The sequence below is a fragment of the Phyllobacterium sp. P5_D12 genome (assembly GCF_054049495.1).
Window position 1 is genome coordinate 1 of record NZ_JBFUMG010000029.1, and the last position, 21124, is coordinate 21124.

General features: G+C 57.1%; 19 protein-coding genes. 5 read left to right on the top strand and 14 right to left on the bottom strand.

Annotation, left to right across the window (positions count from 1 at the left end):
• The coding region (locus ACXJ5O_RS04055; protein ID WP_457298768.1) for an acyl-CoA dehydrogenase family protein at window positions 1-225 on the bottom strand (225 nt) is incomplete at its 3' end.
• 135 nt (window positions 226-360) lie between these two features.
• Between ACXJ5O_RS04055 and mutL the strand changes: the two genes are divergently transcribed.
• The 3 genes from mutL (at window position 361) to ACXJ5O_RS04070 (ending at window position 2970) form a co-directional block, all read left to right on the top strand.
• A complete protein-coding gene (gene mutL, locus ACXJ5O_RS04060) occupies window positions 361-2214 on the top strand; it encodes a DNA mismatch repair endonuclease MutL (RefSeq protein ID WP_457298769.1) in 1854 nt (617 codons plus the stop codon).
• Between the two features lie 62 nt (window positions 2215-2276).
• Window positions 2277-2513 carry a DUF2093 domain-containing protein gene (locus tag ACXJ5O_RS04065; protein ID WP_457298770.1) on the top strand — a complete coding sequence of 79 codons (237 nt, stop codon included), beginning with the start codon at window positions 2277-2279 and terminating at the stop codon, window positions 2511-2513.
• A gap of 1 nt (window position 2514) precedes the next feature.
• Entirely contained in the window at window positions 2515-2970 is a 456-nt protein-coding gene (locus ACXJ5O_RS04070; RefSeq protein ID WP_457298771.1) for a hypothetical protein, read from the top strand.
• On the opposite strand, the gene lpxK is transcribed toward ACXJ5O_RS04070, so the two are convergent.
• Genes lpxK through ACXJ5O_RS04100 form a run of 6 tightly spaced genes read right to left on the bottom strand, consistent with a single transcriptional unit; the run spans window position 2965 to window position 8541 of the window.
• Window positions 2965-3996 (bottom strand): tetraacyldisaccharide 4'-kinase, encoded by a 1032-nt coding sequence (lpxK, locus tag ACXJ5O_RS04075; protein WP_457298772.1) that lies wholly within the window; start codon window positions 3994-3996, stop codon window positions 2965-2967. The genes ACXJ5O_RS04070 and lpxK overlap by 6 nt on opposite strands.
• Window positions 3993-5315 carry a lipid IV(A) 3-deoxy-D-manno-octulosonic acid transferase gene (gene waaA, locus ACXJ5O_RS04080; RefSeq protein ID WP_114428336.1) on the bottom strand — a complete coding sequence of 441 codons (1323 nt, stop codon included), beginning with the start codon at window positions 5313-5315 and terminating at the stop codon, window positions 3993-3995. Before waaA ends, lpxK begins: the two co-directional genes overlap by 4 nt.
• Complete coding sequence (locus tag ACXJ5O_RS04085) at window positions 5312-6085, bottom strand: lysophospholipid acyltransferase family protein (protein ID WP_457298773.1); 774 nt, start codon at window positions 6083-6085, stop codon at window positions 5312-5314. The genes waaA and ACXJ5O_RS04085 overlap by 4 nt, the downstream gene beginning before the upstream one ends.
• 27 nt (window positions 6086-6112) lie before the next feature.
• The gene (locus ACXJ5O_RS04090) at window positions 6113-6361 is read right to left on the bottom strand and encodes a DUF4170 domain-containing protein (protein ID WP_114428334.1); all 249 of its coding nucleotides are present in this window, start codon (window positions 6359-6361) and stop codon (window positions 6113-6115) included.
• A 40-nt stretch (window positions 6362-6401) separates the two neighbouring features.
• Complete coding sequence (locus ACXJ5O_RS04095) at window positions 6402-7211, bottom strand: 3'(2'),5'-bisphosphate nucleotidase CysQ (protein WP_457298774.1); 810 nt, start codon at window positions 7209-7211, stop codon at window positions 6402-6404.
• Window positions 7198-8541 (bottom strand): TldD/PmbA family protein, encoded by a 1344-nt coding sequence (locus tag ACXJ5O_RS04100; protein ID WP_457298775.1) that lies wholly within the window; start codon window positions 8539-8541, stop codon window positions 7198-7200. The genes ACXJ5O_RS04095 and ACXJ5O_RS04100 overlap by 14 nt, the downstream gene beginning before the upstream one ends.
• A 140-nt stretch (window positions 8542-8681) precedes the next feature.
• On the opposite strand from ACXJ5O_RS04100, the gene ACXJ5O_RS04105 reads away from it, so the two are divergent.
• Window positions 8682-10508 (top strand): monovalent cation:proton antiporter-2 (CPA2) family protein, encoded by a 1827-nt coding sequence (locus ACXJ5O_RS04105; protein ID WP_457298776.1) that lies wholly within the window; start codon window positions 8682-8684, stop codon window positions 10506-10508.
• Between the two features lie 6 nt (window positions 10509-10514).
• Here ACXJ5O_RS04105 and ACXJ5O_RS04110 read toward each other — a convergent pair whose 3' ends face one another.
• From ACXJ5O_RS04110 to ACXJ5O_RS04130, 5 genes are read right to left on the bottom strand one after another with little or no spacing between them, the layout of a single operon-like run.
• Window positions 10515-11390, bottom strand: a complete 876-nt coding sequence (locus ACXJ5O_RS04110) for a patatin-like phospholipase family protein (protein WP_457298783.1) — start codon at window positions 11388-11390, stop codon at window positions 10515-10517.
• 40 nt (window positions 11391-11430) lie between these two features.
• Window positions 11431-12741 carry a M16 family metallopeptidase gene (locus ACXJ5O_RS04115; protein WP_457298777.1) on the bottom strand — a complete coding sequence of 437 codons (1311 nt, stop codon included), beginning with the start codon at window positions 12739-12741 and terminating at the stop codon, window positions 11431-11433.
• Window positions 12738-14210 (bottom strand): M16 family metallopeptidase, encoded by a 1473-nt coding sequence (locus ACXJ5O_RS04120; protein WP_457298778.1) that lies wholly within the window; start codon window positions 14208-14210, stop codon window positions 12738-12740. The genes ACXJ5O_RS04115 and ACXJ5O_RS04120 overlap by 4 nt, the downstream gene beginning before the upstream one ends.
• A 48-nt stretch (window positions 14211-14258) precedes the next feature.
• Window positions 14259-14816, bottom strand: a complete 558-nt coding sequence (rsmD, locus tag ACXJ5O_RS04125) for a 16S rRNA (guanine(966)-N(2))-methyltransferase RsmD (protein ID WP_457298779.1) — start codon at window positions 14814-14816, stop codon at window positions 14259-14261.
• Between the two features lie 11 nt (window positions 14817-14827).
• Window positions 14828-16669 carry a pseudouridine synthase gene (locus ACXJ5O_RS04130; protein ID WP_457298780.1) on the bottom strand — a complete coding sequence of 614 codons (1842 nt, stop codon included), beginning with the start codon at window positions 16667-16669 and terminating at the stop codon, window positions 14828-14830.
• A 99-nt stretch (window positions 16670-16768) separates the two neighbouring features.
• Here ACXJ5O_RS04130 and ACXJ5O_RS04135 point away from each other — a divergent pair, with 99 nt between their 5' ends.
• Window positions 16769-17200, top strand: coding sequence for a nucleoside deaminase (locus tag ACXJ5O_RS04135; protein WP_457298784.1), 432 nt, complete (start codon window positions 16769-16771; stop codon window positions 17198-17200).
• Here ACXJ5O_RS04135 and ACXJ5O_RS04140 read toward each other — a convergent pair.
• Together ACXJ5O_RS04140 and ACXJ5O_RS04145 are read right to left on the bottom strand one after the other, a co-directional pair.
• Window positions 17197-18183, bottom strand: a complete 987-nt coding sequence (locus tag ACXJ5O_RS04140; protein WP_457298781.1) for an Lnb N-terminal periplasmic domain-containing protein — start codon at window positions 18181-18183, stop codon at window positions 17197-17199. The two genes, ACXJ5O_RS04135 and ACXJ5O_RS04140, sit on opposite strands and share 4 nt — an antisense overlap.
• An 83-nt stretch (window positions 18184-18266) precedes the next feature.
• Window positions 18267-20876 (bottom strand): autotransporter outer membrane beta-barrel domain-containing protein, encoded by a 2610-nt coding sequence (locus ACXJ5O_RS04145; protein ID WP_457298782.1) that lies wholly within the window; start codon window positions 20874-20876, stop codon window positions 18267-18269.
• Between the last annotated feature and the right edge of the window lie 248 nt (window positions 20877-21124).

Consider the following 21124-nt stretch of genomic DNA (forward strand, 5'->3'; position numbering starts at 1 on the left):
GCCGTATTCCTCAGGCAAGGTGACACCGAGAAGGCCGGAATCGCCCATCAGCCTGAAAAGGTCAGGATCGGTCTTCTCCTCCAGATAGGCCTCTTCGATACGGGGCAGCAGCTCGCTTTGCGCGAAGGCACGGGCGCTGTCGCGGATCATCCGCTCGTCTTCGGTCAATTGATCTTCCAAGAGAAAGGGATCAGTCCAGACAAAGGACGGCTTCGAATTGGCCATTTGAGTTTCCTCCTTAATTGTGGAAAAGACCTATCATCAAATTTGTGTCCAAAGCCAGATGAATGTCCAAATGTTTCCTGAGGACAGCCAACCCGCCGGATTTCCGTCGAAGGACGAATCCAGTATAGGTTTTCGATGGCTATCAAGCAGCTGACCGAAACAATCATAAACCAGATCGCCGCGGGCGAAGTCATCGAACGCCCGGCGAGCGTAGTGAAAGAACTCGTCGAGAATGCAATCGATGCCGGCGCGACGCGAATCGATATCGTTACCGCGGGCGGCGGTAAGAATTTGATCCGCGTCAGCGATAATGGATCGGGTATTCCGTCTGACGAGCTAACTCTCGCCGTTGCGCGTCACTGTACTTCAAAGCTAACCGATGATGTCCATGACATACGCGCACTCGGCTTTCGCGGTGAAGCATTGCCATCGATCGGCTCGGTATCGCGGCTTTCAATGAAATCGCGGATAGCCGAGGCGGATTCCGGATTTGAAGTCAACGTTCACSGCGGACGCCTGGAGGGGCCGCGCCCGACGCCAATGAATGGCGGAACGATTGCAGAAGTGCGTGATCTGTTTTTTGCGACGCCGGCACGACTGAAGTTCATGAAGACAGACCGTGCCGAAGCTACCGCCATAAGCGATGTGGTCAAGCGCGTCGCCATCGCTTTTCCGCATATCCGCTTTTCAATTGCCGGAAGCGACCGCACACCTTTGGACCTTGCCGCAACCGGCACGGGATCGGCGGGTATGCTGGAGCGTATTTCGCAGGTGCTCGGCAAGGAGTTTCCCGAAAACGCCATTGCTATCGATGCAATGCGCGACGGTGTGCGCCTATCCGGCTTCGCTGGCATTCCTGCATTCAATCGCGCCAACAGCCTGCAGCAATTCGCCTATGTGAACGGACGCCCCGTCCGCGACAAGCAAATCTGGGGTGCCATGCGCGGCGCCTATGCCGATGTGATTTCGCGCGACCGGCATCCAGTCGTCGTGCTTTTCCTCAATCTTGATCCGGCTCTTGTTGACGTCAATGTGCATCCGGCCAAAGCCGATGTACGCTTCCGCGATCCTGGGCTGGTGCGGGGGTTGATCGTCGGGGCCATTCGCGAAGCACTCGGCCAATCCGGCATCCGCGCCGCGACCAGCGGCGCCGAGGCGATGCTGAATTCATTCCGGCGTGGCGGTATGGAACCAATCCGGCCAGCACAGCGCTGGCAGAGCGCAGCTGCGGTCAATCAGAACTACAATGCCCAACAATCGCCCTATCGCCCATTCGCAACGGAGCCAGCCGCACTGCATGGTGGAGAGGGTTTTGCGGAAACGGTTCAGGCCTTCCTTTACGATGGTGCAACGGCGCTTGCCGCAGACACACGGGCTGGGATGGCTGAGGCTCCACAGGAGCTGCTATCAGCGCCGCTTGGGGCTGCAAGAGCGCAGATCCATGCCAATTATATCGTCTCACAGACAGAAGACAGTCTGGTCATTGTCGACCAGCATGCGGCCCACGAGCGGCTGGTCTATGAGGCACTGAAAAACGCGCTCCATTCGAAGCCCCTCCCAGCGCAGATGCTGCTCATCCCCGAAATCGTCGATTTGCCGGAAGAAGATGTCGGGCGGCTTGTAGCCCACGCGGAGACGCTGGCGCGCTTCGGCCTTGGTATTGAATCTTTCGGGCCAGGTGCGATCGCCGTGCGTGAAACGCCCTCCATGCTGGGAGAAATCGATACGCAGAAACTGATCCGCGATCTCGCTGATGAAATTGCCGAACACGATACGTCGGACGGTCTCAAAGCCATTCTTGATCACGTCGCTGCAACCATGGCGTGCCATGGCTCTGTTCGCGCCGGACGACGCTTGAAACCCGACGAAATGAATGCCCTGCTGCGCCAGATGGAGGAAACTCCAGGCTCCGGTACCTGTAATCACGGCCGCCCCACCTATATTGAATTGAAGTTGACAGACATTGAGCGCTTGTTTGGCCGCAGGTGAGTCTTGACCGGCACGACCACGGGCGCCTAAATGAAATGAATTGATAAAACCGGAACGCATTTATGAACAGATTTGAAGGCCCTGGCTCGCGCGAAGCCAAAATCCGCTATCTCGACGGTGATTTCCAGGTCCTGTCGCCGGGCTCCTACGTCTTGTGTTCCATTACCTCCGAAAAGATCCCGCTTGACGAACTGAAGTATTGGAGCGTCGCGAGGCAGGAAGCCTACGCCGACGCACGGATTTCATTGGAGCGCGAGATCGAGATGAACCCCGCTCTGCGTCAACGCAGCAAGGCCTGAGATGCGCTCGAGGCGCGCGGTACTACTTTCGCTTCTTGCTGCCGCTACGCTGGCAAGCGGCTGCACCACAGATAGCGCCAGCCGCGAGCCGGCCTATAGCGGACCAACGAAAACCATACGCGGCTATCTGCGAGGTTCTCCCTATACGTGGCTTACGGCAAGTTCCGTCGTATACATCAATGCCTATGACGCCACAGGAGGGAATTCCTCCCACATGCCCAAGATCGGCGGGACGAGTTTCACACTCAACCGCAACGGCTATTTCCCCGTGGCATATGAAATCGAGATTCCAGCGAGTGGATCGGTGCCGCGCGTTGCGCTTTCCGTCGAAATTCGGCGTGGAGGCACCATTCTTTTCTCGAATGACCGCAACTTCAGCCAGACGACCGGACACAATCTCGATATACCCATGCGTGAAGCACCACCGAGGATCCGGAATTTCCGCGGGCGGTTATGAGCGTTTAAGAGAACGCACCCTGGCGCGATCTCGCGTTTCCCGAATGATGCGTAACGCAGTCTGAGGAGGACTGAAGACGAGCTCCACCTCCAGAACCAGGACCCGCGACACGAACTGTTTCACGGCCGGGCTACCGTCCAGCAACCGCACCTGGTCTTTTGCCGTTGTAATCAAGGTAAGACCGTCCTTGCCGGCGTCCCTTACAAGATCGGCAACGTCTTCGTCCTTATAGGGATGATGGTCGGGGAACGATCTTGTTTGCTCGACCTTGGCACCCGCCTCTTCAAGCGTCCTGAAGAATTTGGATGGATCGCCAATGCCCGCAAAAGCGAGTAACGGTTTATCTGCTATCCCTTCCAATGCTTTGGGTTTGAGGACGGCCTCGTAAACGGGCTTCGCCGCACGCGCAGCGTTCCGGACCAATTTGTCAGCGCCGTTGGCTGTGCCGATCTTCAGCAACGCGTCGGTACGAACCAACTGGTCGATCAAGGGCGCGCGCAAGGGGCCACCCGGGAAGACGTGGCCATTGCCGACACCACGTCCGGCATCGACGACGAGCAGAGCATAGTCGAAGTGAAGACGGGCGCTCTGGAAGCCATCGTCCATGATGATGAAGTCGCATCCCGCGTCCTGCAGGGACTTCGCACCGGCAACGCGGTCTGTGCACACGACCACCGGTGCGTGCCGCGCGAGCAGCATTGGCTCGTCGCCGACATGGCGGGCACTGTCGTGGTCCAGATCAACGCGGTGCAGACCGGAGAACGCGCCGCCATAGCCACGCGAAACAATGCCTGGCTTGAGACCCGCTGCAGTCGCCGCCTGTGCAAACGCTATTGATGTCGGCGTTTTGCCTGCTCCGCCCAGGGTAAAGTTGCCGATGCACAGTACAGGTACAGGTATGGCTGGCGGTTTGGCCCGCCGAATACGCCGTCCGGCAACCATTCCATATATTTTTGAAAGAGGGCTCAGAGCCCGAGCGCGCCAGTCCGGTTTCTCCCACCAGAACGGAGGCGCCTCACTCGTCATTTCCAGCCGCCTTCGCGATTGCTCAGACGTGCCTGAAGAACCAGCGGCTGAATAAAAGGCTCAAGCGCTGTCATGGTGCGGGTCAACGAACCGCGCATGTCTTCGACCGTCTTCAACCCGGCATCAATCATGATTTGGCGTTCTGCGGGGTTGTTGAAAAGATAATTCACCGCGCCAGCCAGCATGTCTTTGTCGCGCACAAGCTTGGCGCCGCCATTTTTGATCAGACGCTGATAGGAATCGCGGAAATTCTGGACATTTCGCCCGGAAAGAATAGCGGACTTCAGCATGGCAGGTTCAAGAGGGTTTTGCCCGCCTTGGGCTGTCAACGAGCGGCCGACAAAAGCGATTTCCGTCAGCCGCAGATAAAGTCCCATGTCGCCTATGGTATCGCCAAGATAAATGTCGGTATCGGGCTCAATCTGGTCACCGCGGCTACGCAGCGCGACCTTCATGCCCAACTTCTCAATCTCGGCTGCAATCTGCGCTGCACGATCCGGATGGCGGGGAACGATGATGGTCAGCAAGTCGCGATGCCTGGCCTTCAGCATATGGTGGACCTGCGCGACGACCGCCTCTTCGCCCTGGTGGGTTGAAATGGCTGCCCATATCTTGCGCGGTCCGATCATGCGCTGAAGCGAAGCAAGCTCTGCGTTGTTTACCGGCGGCACGGCCGTGTCGACCTTCAAATTGCCCGAAACTGTCACCGGTCTTGCACCAAGCGCGCGGAACCGTTCGCCATCGACTTCGGATTGGGCGACGACATGCGCAAGGTTTTCGAACAAGGCTTCGGCGATTGACGCGCGCCTGTGCCACGATGCGAAAGAGCGATCCGACAAACGGCCGTTGACCAGAACTTGCGGGACCCGGCGCGTCCCGAGTTCGAGGATCGTCATCGGCCAGATTTCGGATTCGCAGATGACTGCGAGATCTGGCTGCCAGTGGGTTAGAAAACGATCGACTGCAGGCTTCAGGTCGAGCGGAACATACTGATGAATGACGCGGTCGCCGAGGCGTTCCTGCACCATCTTCGCAGATGTGACGGTGCCCGTCGTCAGAACCACATGGATGCCTGTGTCAATAATTGCTTCCACAAGCGGTGTGACAGCCGACGTCTCCCCGACACTGGCCGCATGAACCCAAATGAGTGGACCCGAAGGGCGGGCAACGCTCGCATTGCCGTAGCGCTCACCATGACGGCCGCGCTCTTCCTTGCCTTTGCTCGCGCGGAAAGCCACATAGGCGCCAACGATCGGGAAGGCTGCTGCACCGACCCATCGATAGGTGCTCAGGACAAATCGAGCCCAACGTTCACTCATACCCTACCATCCACCAACTCATGCACTCGAACGGTGTTCGCATTCAAACTGTTGGTCAATTCGACACGTTTGGCTTCAAGCATTGCATCGTCGGCATCCTCCGGCACGAAAATAGGGTCGCCAATAATCAGCCCCGACTTGCCAAAGGGCAAGGGAATGGTGGTCTTGTCCCAGCTCTTCTCCAAGACTTTTCGTTTGGACGTCAGGTAGCAAATCGGAAGAATTGGACGGCCAGACAGCTTGGCAAGAAGGACGACGCCAATTCCGGATTCACGCGGCGTCCCGTGCGGGATATCAGCAATCATGGCAGCGGTCTTACCGTCCTTGAGGGCTTTTTTCAAGGCGAGCAAGGCGCGCGCACCACCTTTTACCGTCCCCCTAGCCCGATCTCTCCCGCCGGACCCGCGTACGATCTCGACGCCAAAGCGTTCAGCGACGCGTGCATTGAGTTCAGCGTCCTTGCTTTTCGAGAACATGGCAACAAAGCGAACACCACGCGGCATGAGGAATGGCGCCATCAGGTGCTGGCCGTGCCAGGCAACCGCGATGAAAGGTTCGCCACCGCGTTTCATTTCCTCAAGATCGGAGGAACCGGGAAGCCTCGGGTTGGTAGCATTGACCAGCCGGAAAAACTGCGTGATCAGAAAAGCGATCATCGAGCGGACCATCGGCGAGTTTGCCAAGGGGCCACGTACCCTTCGCCAAAAACGTTTCAGCATCCCGCTTTTTCGCCGGGGAGACTTGGTTGCCACTGGGATGTGTTCACTCATGCCGATAGGTCGGGACCGCACCAGCGATCAGTCCGCCTTGCCTGTGACTGGATCCAGCAACTTATGCATGTGTACGATAAAATAGCGCATGTGTGCATTATCGACCGTCTGCTGTGCTTTGGATTTCCACGCGCGCTGTGCGGTTTCGAAATTTGGGTAGATGCCGACAATATCGAGCTTGTCGAGATCGCGAAATTCAACACCGCCCAGTTTCTTCAGCTCGCCGCCAAAGACGAGATGAAGCAGTTGCTTTTGATCTGATGTGTTTTCGCTCATGGTTGYCCATCCAAATGATCGAATTGAAGTTACTGCCTGTTTATCCGAAGGCGGTTTCGGCGACAACGGCCAACATGTTATCCATTAGTAGACCGCTGGCTGCGACGAGCGCCTCATGCCGGTAATCGCCGGTGCTGGTGTTGCGTAAGCCGTAAGTGAGCGGCTTGCCATCGGCTGTCAAGACATTGCCGCCCGCCTCCGAAAGGATGAGGTCCGCCGCAGCCAAATCCCAGTCATGCGAGTTGGGGCGCACAAAAGTTCCAGCAATATCGCCACGCGCCACCATGGCGATCCGATAGGCCAGCGAGGCCACATAAGGAGCATGTTCGATGGAGGAAAGGAAACGCTCGGGCAGTCTTTTCAAAAACGCACCAGGACCCGCTATCTTGAATGGCTGGTTCTCGGCCTGAACGCGAATAGCACTGCCATTTTGCTCCGCGCCGAAACCCGGCAATGCCGTGAATATTTCCTCGCGCGCAGGACAGTCGAGCACACCCGCGACAGGCCGCCCATTTTCAATGACGGCAACGCTGACACACCAGACATCCTGCCCTTCGATAAACGCTCGAGTTCCATCGATCGGATCGACCACAAAGAACCGTTGTCTCGGTGAGGCTACCCGTTCATCGAGGGTCTCTTCCGATATCCAGCCATAGTCGGGCCGGGCCGTCAGCAACATGTCCTTCAGATACTTGTCTGCAGCAAGGTCTGCCTCCGTGACCGGCGAATTGCCTGTCTTCATCCAGATTTGCGGCGCTTGCTTAAAATACGAGAGCGCTATTCGACCTGCTCCCTCTGCAGCCTCACGTATCAGTTCGAGATCTTCGCGGTTTTGTTTATTTGCCGGCAAGAGTCATGCCTTCGATCAGGAGAGTCGGGCTGGCAACACCGAAATTACGATCAATATCGTTGGCGGCAACCAGATTGAGAAACATCTCTTTCAGGTTGGAGGCGATGGTGACTTCGCTCACCGGGTAAGCAAGTTCGCCGTTCTCGATCCAGAATCCCGAAGCACCTCGACTGTACTCACCGGTGACCATATCCACGCCATGGCCGAACAGCTCTGTAACGTAGAAGCCCGTCCCGACAGAACGGATGATTTCTTCGGGTGTCTTGTCTCCGGGTTCTATAGCGAAGTTGGTCGAAGATGGGACAACCGTCGAACCAGAACGCACACCCCGGCCATTTGTGGTCAAGCTCAATTCCTTGGCTGTCGAGGTCGACAGGAACCAATGCCTGAGTACACCATTCTCAATCATGTTGAGCGGCACGCCCTCCATCCCTTCGCCATCGAAGGGACGTGAGGAAGGGCCGCGAACCCGCAATGGATCGTCGGTGACATTAATCGCGTCCGAGAGAATTTTCATCCCCATGCGATCCTTGAGAAAACTGGTCTTGCGCGCAACCGATGCCCCATTGATCGCACTGGCGATGTGACTGGCAATGCCGCGGGCAACGCGCGGATCGAAGACGACGTTAACGCGGCCGGTCTTTGCCTGACGTGCATCAAGGCGCTTGACAGCACGCTCGCCGGCAGAGCGACCAATGGCTTCAGCATCTTCCAAAGCCTCGAAATAGATACGCGACGAAAAATCATAGTCGCGTTCCATGGCAGTGCCGCTTCCGGCAATGGCACTTACCGAGCGCGAAAAGCGCGAACCCATGTACTGCCCGGCAAAGCCGCCAGACGTAACAAGCACAAGCCCACCCATTCCCGCCGACGCCGATCCGCCACCCGAATTGGTAACGCCTTCGACAGCAAGAGCTGCTTCTTCCGCGGCCAAAGCTGCCTCGGTCAATTGCGCTGCGTCGACTATCGTCGAATCATAAAGATCGAGGTCACGGATGTTGCGCACGAGATTTTCGGGGGCCGCGAGCCCTTCGAATGCGTCGTCCGGTGAAACTTTGGCCATGGCGACGGCGCGCTCCGCCAAAACTTTCGGATCAACGCCGGCATTGGCCGAAACACTCGCAACCTTGCGTCCGACGAATACGCGCAATGAAAACTCGTCGCTTTCCGAGGATTCCGTCGATTCGACTTTTCCGAGCCGAACAGTCACGCTCGTCGAGCGCGAACGTACGACAACCGCATCGGCGGCATCAGCCCCCGCACGCTTTGCAGCTTCCACAAGTGCCGCCGCATTGTCTACGAATTCGCGGGAATTTACCGGCTCGGTCATTTTCGTCTCTAACGTTGATTGCATGATAGGATGCAAGGACTTATCTGACGAAAGTCAGATGCATTCCTTCCTATATGGTGCAAATTGGGGTCTATCAAGGCAAGCTAACGCAACAATCTCACAGCCGAGGTCACAAATATATGCTCTCGCAAAGCGGCAACCTCTATTTTCAGGCACTGGCACTTCTCGCGGGGGCAATAATTGCGGCGCCGCTGTTCAAGCGTCTTGGGCTCGGCACGGTTCTCGGATATCTCGCTGCTGGCCTACTGATCGGACCTCTGGCCAATCTCATTACCGACGGCGAACAGGTCCTGCATTTCTCCGAACTCGGCGTCGTGTTCCTGCTTTTCGTCATCGGTCTCGAATTGAAGCCCTCGCGTCTCTGGACATTGCGCCATGCGATTTTCGGCCTTGGTGCCGCGCAGGTCATCGTAACGGGTGCTGTGCTTACCGGGATGATCCTCGCATTCAACTTGATGATGTGGCAGGCGGCAGTTGTGACCGGGTTTGGTCTGGCACTGTCTTCGACAGCATTCGCCATGCAGATATTGGAGGAGCGCGGCGAAACAGCCACGCAGCACGGTCAGACTTCGTTCGCCATCCTGTTGTTTCAGGACTTGGCCATCGTTCCCTTGCTGGCGATGATTCCTGTCCTTGCGCCTGGCTCTGCCCAGCACGAGGCGGATCCGCTCGGCCAGTTTCTCATCGCGGTCATCTGCATTGGTGCAATCGTCGCAGTCGGACGCTATCTCCTCAACCCCCTGTTTCGCTTCATTGCCAATACGGGCGCGCGCGAAGTCATGATTGCCGCGGCGCTATTCGTCGTGCTCGGTGCAGCTGTTCTGATGCAGTTCGCCGGGTTATCGATGGCCATGGGCGCCTTCATCGCCGGCGTTCTTTTGGCGGAGTCTTCCTACCGGCATGAGCTCGAAGCCGATATTGAACCATTTCGCGGTGTGTTTCTCGGCCTGTTCTTCATGGCAGTCGGGCTCTCGCTGGATCTCGATGTCATTCTCTCCGACTGGCTGGCAATCCTGCTTGCAGTACCGGTCTTCATGGCGATCAAGGCGCTCGTCGTCTATCTGCTGGCACGGCTCTTTCGCTCCGATCACAACGATGCAATCCGGATTGCTTTCTTTCTACCGCAAGGCGGCGAGTTCGGCTTCGTATTGTTTTCCGCCGCCGCTGCATCTGGCTTGATGAGTGTGTCCACAGCCTCAGAACTGGTGGCCGTCGTAACGCTTTCGATGGCCGTCATGCCGTTATCCGTCGCGCTTGGAAACAAGTTTCTAGCCAATACGAATGCGCAAGACGAGATCGACGAGGACTTCGATGGAGCGGGTGCGGATGTGATGATGATCGGTTTTTCGCGCTACGGCCAGATCGCGGCGCAAATTCTGCTTGCTGGCGGGAGCGATGTGACTGTGATCGACGCGTCCGCAGATCGGATACGCGCGGCAGGACGATTTGGATTCCGCATTTATTTCGGTGATGGCACGCGCAAGGAAGTTCTGGAAGCTGCAGGAATACGGCAAGCCAAGATCGTTGCCGTCTGCACGCACATAAAAGAAACGACGGATCAAATCGTTGAAATGATCCAGGCGAACTATCCGGATATCAAGCTGTTCGTCCGTTCGTATGACCGCGTTCACACGTTGAAGCTACGAGCGCGCGGGGTTCACTACGAGCTACGCGAGACCCTGGAGTCCGGCCTGGTGTTTGGCCGCCGCACGCTGGAAGAACTCGGGGTTAGTGAAGAACTCGCCCATGAAATCATGGAAGATATCAGGCGGCGCGATGAGGACCGGCTGCATATCCAGGCGTCGGAAGGCCTGACAGCCGGCAACGATCTGTTGTTGACGCGACCGGTAACACCAGAACCTCTGATCAAGCCGACGCGCGAAGCCAAGCGTATCGATACGGTTCCTGATGAAGAAATGGAGCCCGACGCCACTCCGGCTGAGTAGGAGTATTCACTCCAGTTCGCGATGCTCGACATAGGAGGCGGCATCGACCGCGCGTTTCAAATCTTCCTTGATGCCCGCCGAATCGCGCAATACCTGCTCGACGCGGAGAAAGTCGAGAACACCGAAGCGTGCGACGTTTGGGCGGAGGAAAATTGCCGGCGGATCGGTACGCAGGCGTGTCGCGATGATCGACTGCATCATCAGCTGACTGGCGCCGAACATCGCATCAATGGACGACGGAAACTTGCCGAGATCGCCTTCCGGTCCACCAACGACATCGATAGCGATCACGAACTGCGCCTTGTCCTTCAGGTGATCGAACGGAACAGGGTTGTAGATGCCGCCATCGATGAGAATGCAATCGTCCCGAAGTACGGGGCGGAACAATGCCGGTATGGCTGCTGAAGCGGCGATGGCGCTATAGAGATCACCCTCGGCGATCGGTACCTCTCTTTGACCGTAGAAGTCGGTGGCGGTTACGCTCAGTGGAATAGTCAATTCTTCGAACGTGTCCGGGATACGATCGGGAAGAAAACTCTTGAGCACCTTTTCGATATTGAACTGGCTGAAGCGGATACCACCGCCCAACATTTCGCCAAAACTGGCAGGACGCATACGCCACAGCCGTGCCGCAATTTCAGCGCGCCGCGACAAGGTGGCGATCGCGTACTCGCGAATGTCACGGCCGGACATGCCTGCCGCCATGCCAGCGCCCATGATTGCACCTATGGAGGAACCGGATATTGCCGTCGGCCGTATGCCAAGCTCGTCCAGGGCCTCGATGACATTGATATGAGCGAGCCCCCTCGCCCCACCGCCGCCAAATGCAATGGCGAAAGTCGGCATGTCGGTGGGACTACCCGCGCCGCTCCGCTCATCCATCTCTTGCAGATCGCGAGCGATCATGGCGCTCCCATCCTTCTCAGGATTGTGGCGATCCGACGATGAGAATAGCCGGATCCGTTTCAAGCAATTTTTTGGCCGCGGCTTTCACCTGATCGAGCGTAACAGCATTGATCAGCTCGGCGCGCTTGTCGATATAGTCCCGGCCCAGATTTTCGTCCTGCAAGCCGATAAGCGTACTGGCGACAGCCGACGACGAGTCGAGATTGTTCACGGCATAGGATCCGACAAGGTATTTCTTGGCCTCGACAAGTTCGTCTTCCGTCGGGCCGTCCTTGGCCATCTTGGCGATCTCGGTTTTCAAGATCTGTAGGGTTTCGTTGGCGCGATCAGCCCGGGTGGCCGTGTTCACCATCAGCGCCGCCATATGATCGCGGGTAACGAGATTCGACCCCGCCGAATAAGCAAGACCGCGCTTTTCGCGCACCTCGTTGTAAATACGGGAAGAGAATGTGCCTCCGCCGAGAATATGGTTCATGATGTAGGCGGGAAAGAAATCTGGATCCTGACGACGAACACCGGGATAAACCATGGAAATCGATGTCTGCGGCAGAGCGAAATCGACGCGCGTAATTTGACCAAACGCAAGCTTGGCTTCACTGATAGTCTCGAGTTCAGCTTTCTCAGGAAGGTCGCCGAATACCTTGTCAAGCAGCGGACTTAACTCTTCCGGACTGATCGAACCGACCACTGCAACGATCAGATTATCGCGGGCGAAATTGCGTTTGTGAAAGGTTGCCAGATCATCATGGGTGATCGAATTCAGGCTCGCTTCAGTGCCTTCTGAACGACGCCCATAGGGATGATCGCCATAAAGCACTTCTGCGAATTTACGTCCGGCGATCGTGTTGGGATCGCGTTCAGACGACTTGATCCCTGCAACAATCTGCTGACGAATCCGGTCAATCGGGGCTTGATCGAAACGAGGCGTGTTGACCGCCAGTGTCAAAAGATCAACGGCTTGATCCCGCTTCTCGGCGAGCATACGAATGGATCCCGTAACGTCGTCATCGTCGGCGTTGAAGCCCATCTCGGCGCCGACGTCGTCAAGCTTCTCCTGAAAAGTTTCCGAATCGAGATCCCCGGCGCCTTCATCGAAGAGGCCGGTCATCAAATTGGCAAGACCTTCCTTGCCGTTAGGATCCTGTGTCGATCCGCCCTTGAACGAAAAGCGCATGGAAATCAGCGGGACGAAATCGTCCTGCACCAGCCAGGCCTTGATGCCTTTCGGCGAGACAACTTCCTTTATTTCGACTGCATAACTCGGAGCAGCAGAAAACAGGATCAGGAAAAACAGGGCGGCAAATCGCTTCATGATTGGCGCGGTCATTGGACGGCCCCTTCTGCAGGCGCTTCTGGTTGTTGTGCTTCTGCGGGCTCGTTGTCCGATTTCTGATCAGGTTTGCCGTCCTCGGGCATGAGATAGCTCGTGACAGAGCGGCTATCGACAAGATAGCGCTGCGCCACAGTCTGGATATCCTGAACCTTTACCGCACGGATGCGGTCTGGCCATTCCTGGATGTCCTGAATGGTTTGTCCAGTCGAGAGCGTCGAGCCATAGATTCGCGCCATGCCAGCCTGACTGTCACGGGCGAAAATCACGCTTTTCAGAAAACGATTGCGCGCCTTCTCAAGTTCATCTTCCGTTACGCCATCCTTGATGATTCTGGCGATCTGAGCGTCAATACCAGCTTCAACTTCGGTCAGGGTCGCTGTACCGCGCGGCGAACCGTAGACACCGAAACTGCCGGTATCCAGCGACCCGCCTTGATAATACGCGCCGGCGCTTGCAGCAGTTCCGTCGGTGATGACCAGTGATTGGTAGATGCGGCTGCGGTTGGATCCACCCAAAATTTCGCTTAGGAGATCCAAGGCTTCAGCTTCCCCCGGTTTGGCACTGGTATAGGAAGGAGCAAGCCACATCTTCTGGAAACTCGGCTGCGAGACCCGCGGSTCGGCCAATGAGACAGTACGCTTGGTATTCTGCTCCGGCTCCTGGGGACGCTCGCGTTTTCCGGGCTCTGCCCGGCGCGGAACCTTGCCATAAGTCTTTTCCGCAAGCGCCTTCACCGTAGCCAGATCGACATCACCCGAGACGACAAGCGTCGCGTTATTCGGGGTGTAATATTTGACGTAAAATGCGAGCGCGTCCTTGAGATTCAGCTGCTGCATTTCGTGCAGCCAACCAATTACCGGCATCCGGTAGGGATGGTTCTGGTAGAGCGTTGCATTGACCTCTTCCGCAAGCAAAGCTGAAGGGTTGCTGTCGGTCCGCGAGCGGCGCTCCTCAAGCACGACGTCGCGTTCGGTCTTGACCACATCGTCATTCAAAATGAGGTTTTCCATGCGGTCGGCCTCATAGGTCATGACCATTTCGAGAGCCGATGGGGCGACCTGCTGATAGAACGCAGTGTAGTCGTAAGAGGTAAAAGCGTTTTCCTGTCCACCGATCTCGGCAACCTTGCGGGAAAATTCACCAGCTGGATAGGTCTTGGTGGCTTTGAACATAAGGTGTTCAAAGAAATGTGCGATGCCAGATTTGCCGGGTTCTTCATCTGCGGAACCGACGTGGTACCACATCATGTGGGTGACGACAGGCGCGCGATGATCCGGAATCACGACGACTTCGAGTCCGTTGTCCAGATGGAACGACGAAACGTCATCTTTATTGGTTGTCTCGATCGCCTTCGCGGTTTGCGGAACCGTATCTGCACGCGCTGGAACGAAGGAAACAGCCGCAAGGGTCGATGCGCCGACCAGGACAAATACCGCAAGGGCGCGGCTTAAAACGAAGGACATACAGATCGATCCAGTTCTGTTTCACAAAAAGCGATACAATCGCGGTCTTTACGACTTCAATGTGACAAGCCGTATAACCGTTCCGCCGTATGGACGTTCTTCAACCACGACAAATCGCGGATCGAGCTCGACCATCGCTTCAGCCTCTTCCTCAAGCACTAGAAGTGTGTCTGGATTGAGCCAACCGCCGTCAAGTGCGGATTTGAATGCCATCTCGCCGAGGCCTCTCCCATAGGGGGGATCGGCAAAGACCAGATCAAATGGCTCGATGGTGCCTGCGTCGCCAAGTTTCGTCGCATCACGGCGGAATATCTTGGTGTTACCGAGCAGACCGAATGCCTCGACGTTGGTGCGGATCAGTCCGCGCCCTTCCGTCGATTCTTCAATGAACACACCATAGCGAGCGCCGCGTGACAATGCCTCCAGGCCCAGTGCGCCAGTCCCGGCGAAAAGGTCGAGTACGCGCGTCGATTCAAACTTTTCCGGATAGTTGTGCACCAGAATATTGAAAAGGCTTTCGCGCGTACGGTCAGTCGTCGGCCGTATTGCGTTGGAGGCGGGCGTCGCCAAGGCACGCCCGCGAAATTTGCCACCGACAATTCGCATGGCTTCAGGTCCTAGGATTTGGGTTTGTCGCCACGCGGAGGACGACTTGCGCCGCCACCGGTCCGGCCTCTCGGTGGACCTTTGGGCCCGCCATATGGCCGGTCTCCGCTTTTGCCATCCTGACGGCCGGCCGATCGCGTCGGCTTGCCACTTGCCCCGTATGGACGTTCGGAACGCGCTGGGCGATCACCCTGAGCCGGACGCTCACCCCTCGCTTCCCGCTCCTTCAATTCGGCACGCTCCCGCTTGCCGACGCGCGGCGGGCGATCCGGACGAGGTCCGTCCCTCGATCCTTCCGGCCTTGCCGCGCTAAATGCGCGCTTCGGTCGTTCGGCGCTGTCGCCTTCGCTTCGTGGGGAGCGTGGAGAAAAACTGCGTGGCTTGTCGCCGGCATAACCAGCTGACGAACGACCGCCGGTGGGGCGATCACCGACAGGACGATCACCGGCGGGCCGGGCGGAGCCTTCGCCGAAACGCTTCGGCTTGTCGGCACGCGGACTGTCCGAACGGTTTCGCTCTTCTCGTGCTGCCACGGCCTTCGCCCTCGCCTTGCCCATCGGACGCGCACCAGGCGCCATCCAGACATTGGCGCCGCGAGACTTGCGCGGAGCTCCGGCTTCGTCTTCCTTGCGCTCCCGATCAGCTTTCGATGACACGCCGTGTTGGGCGCGCGGCTTTCGATCGTCTTCGCCTGGCGCGCGTGCCGGGCGATCCTCACGACCGCTGCGAGGCACTGCCGGCCGCTCATTACGATCCGTCGTCCAGCGTGAGAGGGACTCCTCACGCTTCTCGTCCTTCGATTTACGCGGCCCACGMGCTTTGGCGACGGGAGCGCTGGAAATCCACTCGGATGAGCGACGCTCCGGACGCTCGCTTGGCTGCTGGACCGCCTCACCCTTCACCGCATCATTTGAGAACACGTTGATTATCGGTGCCTCGAAATCGGCACCCGAGTCCTCGATCAGCCGTTCCCCAAGCTGGTCGCGCAAGGTTCGGCCATTCATTTCGCGTACCGAGCCTTCCGGCAGGTCGCTGAGCTGGAACGGTCCGTAGGAAATGCGGATCAGCCGGTTGACTGAAAGTCCAAGTGCGCCAAGTACATTTTTGACTTCACGGTTTTTACCTTCGCGCAAGCCAACCATGATCCAGACGTTCGAGCCCTGTTCACGTTCCAGGGTCGCTTCGATCGCGCCGTAGAAGACGCCATCGACTGCAATGCCATCCTTGAGCGTATCGAGCTTTTCCTGGGTAATGCTACCATGAGCACGAACACGATAGCGGCGGAGCCAGCCGGTGGACGGCAATTCAAGAGCGCGGGATAGGCCGCCATCATTGGTGAGAAGCAGCAAGCCTTCCGTGTTGATATCGAGTCGACCGACGGAAAGGACGCGCGGCATATCCTTTGGCAAGGATTCAAAGACAGTCTGGCGCCCTTCCGGATCACGGTTGGTCGTCACAAGTCCCGCGGGCTTGTGGTAGAGCCAAAGACGCGTGCGTTCCTTTTGCGGCAAAGGCTTGCCATCGACTTCGATGCGATCAGCAGGCATGACATTGATGGCCGGGCTTTCGAGCCGCTTGCCATTGACCGAAACGCGGCCCGCAGCGATCATCGTTTCGGCCTCGCGCCGAGAAGCTATGCCCGCGCGTGCCAAGCGCTTGGCAATACGCTCGCCTTCTTCGGCCGGTGCTTCGTCACGCGAGGGTTTGCGCTGGTCGACTCCGCGTTTGGCGGGAGCGGCGCCATCGAACTTGCGTGGGCCTCTGGCGCGATCGCCATCATTGCCTCGCTTGTCGAAGCTGCGCTTTTCAAAGGGACGTTTGCCGCCCTTCCCGTCATCATTTGAACTTGTCATGGAATGTTTGCCTTTCAGCAGCGCTCACTAACAGCTATGAGGTTTTCTTGCGAGTAAATTCTGGACGATGAGCGCCGCGTGAACCAAAAAACTGATCCAATGAGTGTGGCTCTGGCCGAAGCGTATGACGCCGCGGCGCGCAGCGAGGTGCCGATCGGTGCGGTCCTGGTCAAGGATGGGACAATCGTGGCACAGGCGGGCAATCGCACGCGCGAGCTCAACGATCCAACAGCACATGCGGAAATCCTTGTCATCCGCGAAGCCTGTCAGATCCTTGATGACGAACGCCTCACAGGTTGCGATCTCTACGTGACGTTGGAGCCCTGCACCATGTGTGCGGCGGCAATTTCTTTCGCCCGCATAAGGCGGCTCTACTACGGCGCACAGGACATCAAAGGCGGCAGCGTGGAAAACGGTGCGCGGTTTTTTGCTCAGCCGACCTGCCACCACGCACCGGAGGTATATTCAGGCTTTCAAGAACAGGAAGCGGAAATCATGCTCAAGGAATTCTTCCGCACCAAAAGAGTCTAGTTTTCTACTCTGATTTTCGCAGAAAAATCCGGGTCTGAGCCGGCATCCTGAGCCCGCTGGTTGATCGAAGCTGATCTTATCGTCGCGTCCAATGGTCCATGATGGTCGATGGCGCCGATATCATAAAGATAGCCGGGCAAATAACCTGACAGAATGACCCGGTAATCTAGCGGCAGTTCCGGAGTTATAGCGCGGACCATGTCGAAAATGACCGTCGTGCAATTGGCCGTTATCGTATTATAGAATTTTGCTGTGGTCGCCAAATGGTTGGCGTTGTCGATATAGGACAGAAAGAGTGCCTGCCGCATCTCCGGCTTGAGATTGATGCGGTAGCGATAAACATCTTCCTTGCGGACATCGGTTCGCAATCGAATGATATCGCGCTCGTCTGCGGCAATCATCGCCAGTTCGAATTCCTTGAAAAACCCTCCGATTTCGGAGAACGTTTCATGACGCTCCTTGCGTATCTCTGCGGAGAAAACAACATGATCGCCATTGTTGAAGCCGAAGCTGACAAGCGTGTGAGCGATAGCGGGGTTCGACCAATAGGACAAAAACAGATCGACGGAATCCAGATCTTGAAGATCATAAGTCCGAACTTCCCAGCGCGGTGTGTAGTCAGCCGGCGTACGCCACTCAAAGTTGCGAATGTTAGATAGCGTTACAAAGTTGCCGTTGAGTGAGCCGGTGACGGTCTGCGCAACATCATCGGCCCAAATACGATTCAGTGACGGTTTAATGGTGCTCCACCAATAACCGAGGCCAATCATGACCGGAACCAGCACGATGAGTGCGCGCCAGGCACGGCCCTTGAACTCTAGCCAAAGGACGGCGAAAGCGATCGCCGCCCAGAGCAACAGGCAACCAATGTTACCGGCAATGCCAAACGGCAATTGATACCAGAGTGCAAACCCTCCCCACAGAAAGCCAATAAGCGTCAAAATTATAAGGAGGATCAAGCCAAGAAATCGCAGGATGAACAATTGTTGCGGTCCTCGATGGGAAGATGGAAGCGACGCGCTCCCCTTGTAAACGAAAGCATCAATCCGTGCCACAATTCTCGGTGCTAGAATMGCACTGTCAGATCGGCTCTGACACCATGGTCCTGCACTTCGCTGGCAATCTGCCCACGATAAGAGAAGCCAAATGTGGTGGCCGTCGCAAGATCAATGTCAAAACCCAACTCGACCAGCGCAGCATCCCGAGCGATCGGCAATGCCGATATCTCGAAGCTATCCATACCGGCAAATGCAAGCGACGATAACGGCGTGACATCGCCGTAGGCATGCCGCCAGCCTGCCATGCCACGAAACGTCGCCCTGGCATCGCCGAACAACAATTGCTTTGAGGCGCGCAATCCCAGCGTGGTGAATGTCACATCGGTGTCCGACGAAGCACCGGTTAACGCAGCCGAACCACCCTTTTCAACGAAACTGTCAACATGCAGATTGGCATAGGACAGATTTGCGAAGGGCTCGAGAGCAATGCTTTTGACCTGAACTCCATAGCTCAATTCGCCAAAGACCTGTGCCGTTCCACCATCGTAGCTGGCAGACAGACGTTCCTGGGATCCTGTGAACTGGACCAGACGATTGGTGTCGATGGCATGCCACGTGTAGCTTGCACCTGAGCGCAGGTCGAGAGTCCCAAACTCGGCACCGCCATAGATACCCAGATGATAATTATCGACATCGGCTGAAGCACCCAGGCCCGGTTCGTCGACGCTGGTGCGGCTGTAACCAGCCAACGCTCCGACGCGGACGCTCTCACCGAACGGCACGTCGCCACCAATGAGAAAGCCACCTACGGACCGATCGAGAGCAGGTACTTGGTCATTGCCGTTCCAATTGGCCCACGACCCGAAACCTTGCCCCCAAACGGTGAAGTGATCGACTGCCGCTGCCTGGGGCTCGACACCGTCTGGCCCATAAGCCAGAACCGGAAAGGACGGCGCCGCGACCGCCTCGAATGCAGCGCGTAGCCGGTTGTTGGCCGCATCCCGGATGAAATGGCTGTCATCCAACAGCGTGCTTATGAGGGACGCGTGGATTTCGCCGGGAAGCTGGGCGATCGTCAGCGGTGCGGTCGCCCTGTCCAATCCCAGCAATTTTCCGATGAGGGGATTGTCGTCCGGGATTGGATCCAGCGCGGTGAAATCGTCGATGGATTTTGCGGCACGGCGTTGGTTGGGTGTCTTCGCGATTTCGGCAAAGTCGATGTCGTTGCGGCGCAGGACCAGTATGGCGTTGCTTGGATCATAGGTCAGGACGGGATCGAGGAACTGGAGGTTCGATGTCACGCCGCCGAACTCGCTGCCGTTCAATCCGCCCGTAGCCGTTAGGATAGTATAGGCCGTACCGATACGCCAACTGCCGGCTGAAGCGATGACATCCACATGTGCGCCGCCCAGCGTTGCATTTCCGGAGACCAATGTCCTGTCGCTGCTGCCAGCCGGATCGACTTCGACCTGATAAGTCGCCCCTTGGCTGAAGCTAAGATTACCATTGACGTGCAGCGTACCGATGGAATTGCCCGGAGCCAGGAGACCACCATCGTTAATTGACGTGGAGCCTACGGTGCCGATTCCACCCAACAACCCGGTTTCCTGGACACTAATGATCCCGCCGAGTGTGCCATTCACAACAAGATTGCCGCCCACGAGATTTGAATTACCAGTAAAGCCGCTGCTGTCTCCCGTCTGAATCACGTTGCCTGAAAGCACATTGAATGCGCCCGGCCCACTCATGCGAGCAGTAAGATTATAGTCCGTCGAGGGATCGAGATTGAACGTGCCGCTGCCTGCGCCGAAAGCGATGCTATCTGTTTGCAAAGTTCCGCCTAGAACGTTGAGCGTTCCTGACGAACCAGGTTCGGAAGCGATGCTTATGACTGGGCTTGCAACTGTACCGCCGCTACCAAGGTTCAATGTTCCGGTACCGGAATTTCCAATGGTCAGTTCCGATGCGGCAGAAAGCGCAGCCCCTGTGCCGGCGACATTGACAATGCCGGTCCCTGAGCCAGCCGGGATACCCTGTGCCGGTACCCCAGCCCCACCGCCAATATCAATCCTATCGAGGCTCCGGACAGAGGCGCCGTCTAGCACCGAGAGCGAACCGGTACCGCCGAGGCCGACGAACAGGAAACGCCCGGGATCAAGCACTGAATTCACACTCCGGATGGTGACTGTGCCATTGGCCTCGGGAAATCGCGCTACAGCGACGACCGTATCGGTCGATACACGTCCGCCTCCAATGATATCCAGCGAACCTGCGCCTCGAACACCGACGCTTAATCGCGCGCCGGCCTCCCAGAGAGAACCGGTGCCGTCAACGCGGACGGTTCCCGAGCCCCCGGCTTCTGACCCGATCGCCGTCGCTGCTGGGTTCCCATTTAAATCTGCGCCGGCATCGAAGACTCTTGCACCATTCTCAATGACAAGAGACCCAGATCCCGCTCCGCCGATTACCATCTGATGGCCATAGTCGAACGACGATCCCGCTCCTGTCACGAGAACGGTGCCAACAGAGGCCGTATTGCTCCCGACATCCGTCGTGAATCGAGTTATAATCAGATCGTTACGCGAAAGAAACGCGACGCCACCATCACGAATGACCAGTGAACCTTCGCCATCGATCCCGCCGATAAGATCGCTGCCTACATCAAGAAAATATCCCACATCCCAAGGACTGGGCTGTGTGCCGGGGGCTGTCAGAATTCCGCTCGTGACCTGGCCTGTTGTGCGACGCCCGGTTCCGCAGAGATGAAAATAAACAAGGAAAAAAAGAACGTTGTCAGACCCGCGCGCAAGGCACGACTAATTTTATCCGCCATCCTGACGACAATCAGTMGAACACCCCCCAACGCCCCAAGGGTTTCGACTAGTGTCAGAAATAATAACACTTAAGTATTAGGGTGCGCAAATAT

Bases quoted from the DNA above. Each gene is read 5' to 3' on its own strand.
- ACXJ5O_RS04100 (WP_457298775.1), bottom strand. From the start codon at position 8,541: ATGACCGAGCCGGTAAATTCCCGCGAATTCGTAGACAATGCGGCGGCA.
- waaA (WP_114428336.1), bottom strand. From the start codon at position 5,315: ATGAGTGAACGTTGGGCTCGATTTGTCCTGAGCACCTATCGATGGGTC.
- ACXJ5O_RS04115 (WP_457298777.1), bottom strand. From the start codon at position 12,741: ATGACCGCGCCAATCATGAAGCGATTTGCCGCCCTGTTTTTCCTGATC.
- ACXJ5O_RS04070 (WP_457298771.1), top strand. From the start codon at position 2,515: ATGCGCTCGAGGCGCGCGGTACTACTTTCGCTTCTTGCTGCCGCTACG.
- ACXJ5O_RS04135 (WP_457298784.1), top strand. From the start codon at position 16,769: ATGAGTGTGGCTCTGGCCGAAGCGTATGACGCCGCGGCGCGCAGCGAG.
- rsmD (WP_457298779.1), bottom strand. From the start codon at position 14,816: ATGCGAATTGTCGGTGGCAAATTTCGCGGGCGTGCCTTGGCGACGCCC.
- ACXJ5O_RS04105 (WP_457298776.1), top strand. From the start codon at position 8,682: ATGCTCTCGCAAAGCGGCAACCTCTATTTTCAGGCACTGGCACTTCTC.
- ACXJ5O_RS04065 (WP_457298770.1), top strand. From the start codon at position 2,277: ATGAACAGATTTGAAGGCCCTGGCTCGCGCGAAGCCAAAATCCGCTAT.
- ACXJ5O_RS04110 (WP_457298783.1), bottom strand. From the start codon at position 11,390: ATGGATGAGCGGAGCGGCGCGGGTAGTCCCACCGACATGCCGACTTTC.
- lpxK (WP_457298772.1), bottom strand. From the start codon at position 3,996: ATGACGAGTGAGGCGCCTCCGTTCTGGTGGGAGAAACCGGACTGGCGC.
- ACXJ5O_RS04090 (WP_114428334.1), bottom strand. From the start codon at position 6,361: ATGAGCGAAAACACATCAGATCAAAAGCAACTGCTTCATCTCGTCTTT.
- ACXJ5O_RS04085 (WP_457298773.1), bottom strand. From the start codon at position 6,085: ATGAGTGAACACATCCCAGTGGCAACCAAGTCTCCCCGGCGAAAAAGC.